Source organism: Brevundimonas sp. UBA7838 (assembly GCF_002500885.1).
Classification (GTDB): Bacteria; Pseudomonadota; Alphaproteobacteria; order Caulobacterales; family Caulobacteraceae; genus Brevundimonas; species Brevundimonas vesicularis_C.
Genome location: NZ_DLTK01000004.1, coordinates 1 through 7,166, shown reverse-complemented (window position 1 = coordinate 7,166; position 7,166 = coordinate 1). Strand labels below are relative to the sequence as shown.

Here is a 7,166-nt window from a genome sequence, read left to right as displayed (position 1 = left end):
AACTACATCATCAGCCTGGGTAACTTCTGCCGCTGGCTGGGCGAGCAGGCCGAGGCCCTGGGCGTCGAGGTCTATCCCGGCATGGCCGCCAGCCACGTCGTCTGGAAAGAAGAGACGGGTCAGGTGAAGGGCGTCGTCGCGGGCGTCTTCGGCATCGACCGCGAAGGCAAGCCGACCGGCGACTTCCAGCCTGGCATCGAACTTCACGGCAAATACGTCTTCATCGCCGAGGGCGTGCGCGGCTCCCTGGCCAAGACCATCATCGCCAAGCACAAGCTTCAGGACGACAAATCGCCCCAGAAATACGGCATCGGCCTGAAAGAGTTGTGGCAGGTGCCGGCCGACAAGCACCAGCCCGGCCTGGCCCAGCACACGACCGGCTGGCCGCTGGACGAACACACCGGCGGCGGCAGCTTCCTGTATCACTTCGGCGATCGCTACGTGGCCGTCGGCTATGTGGTCCACCTGAACTACAAGAATCCGTTCCTGTCGCCGTTCGACGAGTTCCAGCGCTTCAAGCACCACCCCGAGATCGCCCAGCACCTGGAGGGCGGAACACGCATCTCCTACGGCGCGCGCGCCATCACCGAGGGCGGCCTGCAGTCGATCCCGAAGCTGAGCTTTCCCGGCGGCGTGCTGATCGGTTGTTCGGCCGGCTTCGTGAACGTGCCCCGCATCAAGGGCAGCCACAACGCCATGAAGACCGGCATGCTGGCCGCCGATGCCGCTTATGAGGCCGTTCAGGCCGGGCGCGCGGGCGACGAACTGGTCGAATACCAGACCGCCTTCGAAAAGAGCTGGGTCTACAAGGAGTTGTCGGTCGTCCGGAACGCCAAGCCCCTGCTGTCCAAGTTCGGCACGACGCTGGGCGGGGCGTTGGGCATGTTCGACATGTGGTGCCGCACCCTGTTCGGCGGCCTGTCGCCGATTCCGACGCTGAAGCACGACAAGACCGACGCCGCCTCGACCGGTCTGGCCGCCGACCATAAGACGATCGCCTATCCGAAGCCGGACGGCAAGCTGTCGTTCGACAAGCTGTCGTCGGTGTTCATCTCCAACACCAACCACGCCGAGGACCAGCCGGCCCACCTGAAGCTGCTGGATCCGTCGATCCCGATCCGCGTCAACCTGCCCAAATACGGCGAGCCGGCGCGGCTTTACTGCCCGGCCGGCGTGTACGAGGTGGTCTATGGCGACGAGGCGGCCAAGGCCGATCCGCGCTTCGTCATCAACGCCCAGAACTGCGTCCACTGCAAAACCTGCGACATCAAGGATCCGTCGCAGAATATCGTCTGGACCACGCCCGAGGGCGGCGGCGGTCCCAACTATCCGAACATGTGACGGAACGGGGCAGGGGCGGCGTTCCGCCCTTGCCCGCCGCCGCAAAAGCGTGAAGGGTCCGGGCATGATCGCCTCCCGTTCTCGCCTGTTCGCCGCCTCCCTGACCGTCCTCGCCGTGGCGCTTGCCGGCCACGCCTCGGCGCAGGAAACGACGCCGCCCGCCCCGACGCCGGACACCCATCCGCCAGCCGTGATTCTGGAGCCGGGCCAGACGACGCCGGGCCAGACTGCACCGGCTCAGGCCGCACCAAGTCCGACGCCGAGCGAGGCCACGCCCGATCCTCGCATCATCATCACCGACACGCCCGCGACGCCGGCGATCCCGGCCGTCTGGGCGCCGATCCCGACGAACGCCGAGGGTCGCAGCGCCTATGGTCTGTATCTGGCCGGCAAGCTGGCCCTGATGCAGGGCGAGGGGGCCACCGGCTCCGACTATCTGGCCCAGGCGGAACGGCTGACGCCGGAACAGCCGCGCGTGCGCGAACAGGCCTTCACCTCCGCCTTGCTGACCGGCGATCTGGACGTGGCGGCCGCCCTGGCCCCCACCGATGCGACGGCGTCTCCGGCGTTCGTCGAGGGCGGACGGCTGGTGCGTCTGGTTCAGGATTTCGTGCGCGGCGACGCCAGGACGCCGAACGCCGAACTGGCCGGTCAGCCCATCGGCGCCCCGCACGCGCGCGCCGGTCTTCTGGTCGCGCCGTGGATCGCGGCGGCGGCGGGCGACTGGACCCGGGCCCTTCAGCCGGTCCCGACCGCCGGCGATCCCCTGACCCTGGCCTTCGCCCGCATCAATCGCGCCGCCCTGCTGGAAAAACGTCGCGACTATGCCGAGGCCGAGGTCGAGTTGAAGACCGCTTCGGAAGTCGCCGGCGTCGGCGCCCTGTTCAAACGCCCCTATGGCGAGTTTCTGGAACGGCGCGGACGCCGCGACGACGCCGTCGCCCTGTATGAAGCCGCCATGGCGGTGCAACCCGTCGATCCGGGCGTGGCCCGCGCGCTGCAACGTCTGAAGGACGGCGTCCGCCCGCCCGCCTTGCCCGACTTCCGTGAAGGCGCCGCCCAAGGCCTGATCACCGCCGCCGCCCAGGCCTCGGCCGAGCGCGGCAACGAGTTCGCCGCCGTCTATCTGCGCCTCGCCCAGAACCTGCACGACGATGACGAGACGGAATATCAACTGGCCCAGGTGCTCTCCCGCGCCGGTTTGAAGTCCGCCGCCCGCAACGCCCTGTCGCGGGTCGGGACCACCGATCCAAAACTCTACGCCGCCGCCCGCGCCCAGTTGGCCGTGGCGCTGGAAGAAGACGGCCAGTCGCAGGAGGCGCTTACCGAGCTTCGCCGCGCCGCCGCCGCCAACCCCGACGATCGGCAGATCGCCTTGGTCTTGGCCGGTCAACTGATGCAGCTGAAACAGCATGACGAGGCGCTTGCGCTGTTGGACGGGCCGCTTCTGAACACCGCCGATCAGGGCGCCAGCGTCCACTTCCTTCGCGGCGCCGCCTATGAGGCGTTGGGTCGTGTTCCCGAGGCCGAGGCCGAACTGTGGGCCGCGCTTCAGACCGCGCCGAACGACGCCGATATGCTGAACTACCTCGGCTATCTCTGGGTCGATAAGGGACTGCGGGTGCAGGAAGGCGCCGAAATGATCGCCCGCGCCCATGCGCTGGAGCCCGACAACGGCAACATCCAGGATTCGCTGGGCTGGGCGCAGTTCAAACAGGGCCAGTACGAAACCGCCGTCAACACGCTGGAAGAGGCTGTCGACAAGGAGCCGTCTAACGCCGAGATCAACGATCATCTCGGCGACGCCTATTGGAAGGTCGGTCGTCAACGCGAAGCCGTCTGGCTGTGGAACCGCGTCCTGGTGCTGGAGCCTGAACCTGAACGTCGGGTCGAGGTCGAACGCAAGATCGCCAACGGGCTGGACAACGCGCCGAGCGCTCAGGGCGTCTCGCAATAGGTCATGCCCGCCCTGACCGCCCTGGCGCCGGCCAAGATCAATCTGTTCCTGCACGTCGGAGCGGTGGACGCGGACGGCTATCATCCGCTGTCCAGCCTGGTCGCCTTCGCCGATGTCGGGGATCGCGTGTCGGTCGAGCCGGCGGATCGTCTGTCGCTGACGGTCGATGGCCCTTTCGGCGGCGGGCTGGGCGCGACGGACGACAATCTGATCCTGCGCGCGCTGCGTCAGCTGGGCGAGGCCTGCGGCATCGGAGCGCCGAAACTGAAGGTCACGCTGGACAAGCGCCTACCCATCGCGGCGGGGCTGGGCGGCGGATCGTCCGATGCGGGCGCGGCGCTGAAGCTGGCGCGCGACGTCTTGGCGCTCGATCTCGCCGACGCCGCGCTTGAGGCGGTCGCGGGCGTTGTCGGCGCGGACGGGCCGATGTGTCTGCGGATGCGTACGGCCTGGGCCGAGGGGAGGGGAGACGTGCTGACCGACGAACCCCGCCTGCCGCCGCTGCCGGCCGTGCTGTTCAATCCCGGCGTCCCCTCGCCGACCGGCGCCGTCTATCGCGCCTATGACGCAGGGCCGGTGCGGGCCCCCGACAGACCCGCACCGCCCCTTAACTGGTCCATCGTCCCCGTCATCAAATGGCTGTCGGCCCAGCGCAACGATCTGGAAGCGCCTGCACTGGCCCTGACGCCGGCGATCGACGCGGCCCTGTCGGCGGTTGCGGCGACCGACCAGATCGCCTTGACCCGCATGTCCGGCTCAGGAGCGACGGTGTTTGGTTTATATCCCAGCGACGACGCGGCCCAATCCGCTGCGCGCGCATTGTCCGCAGCACATCCCACGGCCTGGGTCAAAGCAACGCAACTGTCCGTACAGCAACGCTAAAGCGTTGTGGCCGAATACCGGCGATCAGGCTGCGAAACCGGCGATTTTGCCCAGGTCTCGCCCAGATCATCACAAACGTTACGCATTGTTTCGAAATCTCGGAACCAGATCACGACGTTCTGATTTGAGTCGGCAGTTCCGATGTCTGGAACGGGTCGCCGTCTCCCCCGTGGCGATCCTCAAACAGGAAAAAGGAAATCGCCATGCTTCGTGCAAAACTGCTTGCCGCCACCGCCGTCGTCAGCCTGATGGCCGCCCCTGCTTTCGCCCAGGACATGACCGCCCCGGCGACCACGACGACGCCCGCCCCGGCGACCATGCCGCAAACCGATCCGGCCATGCCGGCCATGCCGGCCATGCCGCAGACGCCGGCCCCGACGGCTGAGGCCGCCACGACCACGACCGCAGAGGCGACCACGCCTGTCGCCGGTGAAACCGTCGTCGACAAGCTGAAGGCCAGCGGTCAGTTCACCACCCTGCTGGCCGCGCTGGACGCCGCGCCCGACACCGACCTGATCCTGCTCGACCTGCATATGCCGGGCAATCATGGCTTGGCCGGGCTGGCTGCGATCCGCGCCCAGCACCCGGGCGTGGCGGTGATCGTGGTCTCGGCCAACGATGACCCGCGCGTGGTGCGCCGCGCCTTGGACCACGGCGCCGCCGGTTACCTGCCCAAGAGTTCGGGCTTGAACGAGCTGCGCGAGGCCATCCGCAGCGTCATGGCCTGCGAGCAGTGGTTGCCGGCCTCGCTGCGTGCCTCGGTCTCACGCGCGCAATCCTCCAGCCACGACAGCGAACAGGCCGCACGCCTGGCCAGCCTGTCGCCACAGCAGTTCCGTGTGCTGGCGTGCCTGGCCGATGGCCTGCTCAACAAGCAGATCGCCGACCGCCTGGACGTGCAGGAACGCACGGTCAAGGCCCACCTGTCGGCGATCTTCGAACGCCTGGGCGTGCGCAACCGCACCCAGGCCAGCGTGGTACTGCGTGAGCTGGAACTGAGCGACCCCGCCCGCCAGGCCCTGTAGGAGCGGCGTCAGCCGCGAAGCTGGTAACGCTTGAATCCCCGGCCCAACTGTCATCTGACGATCTCCCTGCTTCGCGGCTGATGCCGCTCCCACAAGAAGATCCGTCTGAGCGCGTGTGATGCTTGGCAGTAGCGTTGCGGATCAGCGACGGCACGCCGGGTCGGCTTGGCATACCCGGTTGTCGCGTTCGGCAGCCTGTTTGCCCAAGCTGAGCCCGACGACCAGCTGGAACATGACTGCTACCAGGACGAGGCTGGCAATCCACAGGCCGATTTTCATCCGGTCAGCTGGACTGATGGCTGCGCTGCCAGGGGCCGGGCTGGCGATGGATTTGCCCGTGTCGAGCAGATACTCCGCCGCAACCCCGAGCGCCGACGCCACCGCCATCCGCGACTCAAGCGAGGCGTTGCCTTCGGTTTCCAGTCGTTGCACCGTGCGCGGGCTTAAACCGCAGATGCTGGCCAGGTGTTCCTGCGACCAGCCGCGGGCTTCGCGCAGTTGCCTGATCCGCTTTCCGTCGATCTTCACTGTTTCATCTTCCATGCCGCGTTCCTGCCGATGTTAGCTGAGCTGCGAGGTTGCCGGGCAGCCGCCTTCGCCAACACGACAGAAAGCCGACAGCAGTGTGTCGTCCCAAAGGAATCAACGGCTTGCGTGCTTCCAGGGTGCTGGAAGAACTGCTCCCCCGTGCGCATGCAGTTGGGAGAGACAGTCTTCGGATGGGGGCCGTGCCATGCCATCATCGGGCACTGATCACGATGACTGGAGTGTCTGCTTGAGCAAATGGATGATGTCGGTAGTGGCAATGGTGGCGCTGAGCGCCTGTAGTGGTGCTCACCAGGCTGCACCCAACGCCACACCGGAAGCGGCTGCCGCAAAGCCTGCAGCAGCAAGCGCGCAGCGTGGCGAAGGCCGCCCTTATGAAGTGCTGGGCAGTGAAGTCTGGGACGTGCCGGATCCGGTCAGTGGTCGCAACTACCAGGTGTTCGTCGCCCTGCCAGCCGGCTACGCGGACAACCCGGACAAGCGTTACCCGGTGTTATACGTCACCGATGCCGACTATGCCTTCCCGCTGGTCTGGCAGATGGCGCGGCGCTTGAATGTCGAAGGCCGCAAGATCGAGAACTTCATCCTGGTCGGGCTGCCGCCGCAGGAAGGGCTGACGTCCAAGCGGAGTCGCTCGCGCGACTACACGCCCAGCAATCCCGTGCGGAAGCCTGAGGGTTACTACAGCGATGACGTCACCTACGGCGGGGCCGCGCATTACCGCGACTTCCTGGCCGCAGAGGTGCTGCCGAGGATTGATGCGCGCTACCGCACCGATCCGGCGCGACGCGCATTTGCCGGCCATTCCTATGGCGCATTGTTTGGCGCCTATGTGCTGACCACCCAGCCGGATCTGTTCAACACCTACATCCTGTCCAGCCCTTCGCTGTGGTTCGACCAGCTGTTGCTGCCGCGCATGCAGGACAGTGCTGTCATCCCGGCGCAGCCGACCCGCGTGCTGTTGTCGGTGGGCAGCTACGAAACCGTCAAGCCGGGGCCGCGCTACTCAACCGGCAACGACATGCTGCGGCAAGCCGCAGATTTCACTGCGCAGCTGCAGCGCAGTGGCCGCAAGCTGCAGGTGGACAACATGGTGATCGAGGGTGAGGACCATCTGACGGTCTACCCGCGGGTGATTACCCGTGCGTTGCTGGAGGTGATGCCGGGGGAAGGGCCGTATACCGGTGGTTGACCGTCAACGTCATCCACGCATGGCGTGGATCTACTAAAAATGAAGTAGATCCACGCCATGCGTGGATGACTGCCTCACGCCGCCTGCGCGTCGGGGCCGGTCAATACGCCGGCATCGGCGTGGCGGAAGCAGAGCCGGATGGCGTCCAGCAGCTCGCTCATGTTGTACGGCTTGGGCAGGAAGTGGATGCCCTCACGCAGCTGCGGCAGCACCGCGTGCTGGT

Annotated in this window: 6 protein-coding genes; 5 read left to right on the top strand and 1 reads right to left on the bottom strand. The window is 66.7% G+C overall.

Annotation, left to right across the window (positions count from 1 at the left end):
- The 4 genes from B3T77_RS00250 to B3T77_RS00235 form a co-directional block, all read left to right on the top strand.
- Positions 1-1,341: electron transfer flavoprotein-ubiquinone oxidoreductase (locus B3T77_RS00250; RefSeq protein ID WP_292075923.1), on the top strand; the 1,341-nt coding region annotated here is incomplete at its 5' end.
- A 64-nt stretch (positions 1,342-1,405) separates the two neighbouring features.
- Positions 1,406-3,298: a tetratricopeptide repeat protein gene (locus tag B3T77_RS00245; protein ID WP_292075920.1), complete on the top strand. Its 1,893-nt coding sequence runs from the start codon at positions 1,406-1,408 to the stop codon at positions 3,296-3,298.
- A 3-nt stretch (positions 3,299-3,301) separates the two neighbouring features.
- Positions 3,302-4,180: a 4-(cytidine 5'-diphospho)-2-C-methyl-D-erythritol kinase gene (locus B3T77_RS00240; protein ID WP_292075917.1), complete on the top strand. Its 879-nt coding sequence runs from the start codon at positions 3,302-3,304 to the stop codon at positions 4,178-4,180.
- 203 nt (positions 4,181-4,383) lie between these two features.
- Positions 4,384-5,205 carry a response regulator transcription factor gene (locus tag B3T77_RS00235; RefSeq protein WP_292075914.1) on the top strand — a complete coding sequence of 274 codons (822 nt, stop codon included), beginning with the start codon at positions 4,384-4,386 and terminating at the stop codon, positions 5,203-5,205.
- A 141-nt stretch (positions 5,206-5,346) separates the two neighbouring features.
- On the opposite strand, the gene B3T77_RS00230 is transcribed toward B3T77_RS00235, so the two are convergent.
- A complete protein-coding gene (locus B3T77_RS00230; protein ID WP_292075912.1) occupies positions 5,347-5,748 on the bottom strand; it encodes a helix-turn-helix domain-containing protein in 402 nt (133 codons plus the stop codon).
- 232 nt (positions 5,749-5,980) lie between these two features.
- On the opposite strand from B3T77_RS00230, the gene B3T77_RS00225 reads away from it, so the two are divergent.
- The gene (locus B3T77_RS00225) at positions 5,981-6,943 is read left to right on the top strand and encodes an alpha/beta hydrolase (protein WP_292075911.1); all 963 of its coding nucleotides are present in this window, start codon (positions 5,981-5,983) and stop codon (positions 6,941-6,943) included.
- Positions 6,944-7,166: the final 223 nt, after the last annotated feature.

Excerpts from the sequence above, each read along its gene's own strand:
- B3T77_RS00245 (WP_292075920.1), top strand. The coding sequence starts at position 1,406 with ATGATCGCCTCCCGTTCTCGCCTGTTCGCCGCCTCCCTGACCGTCCTC.
- B3T77_RS00235 (WP_292075914.1), top strand. The coding sequence starts at position 4,384 with ATGCTTCGTGCAAAACTGCTTGCCGCCACCGCCGTCGTCAGCCTGATG.
- B3T77_RS00230 (WP_292075912.1), bottom strand. The coding sequence starts at position 5,748 with ATGGAAGATGAAACAGTGAAGATCGACGGAAAGCGGATCAGGCAACTG.
- B3T77_RS00240 (WP_292075917.1), top strand. The coding sequence starts at position 3,302 with ATGCCCGCCCTGACCGCCCTGGCGCCGGCCAAGATCAATCTGTTCCTG.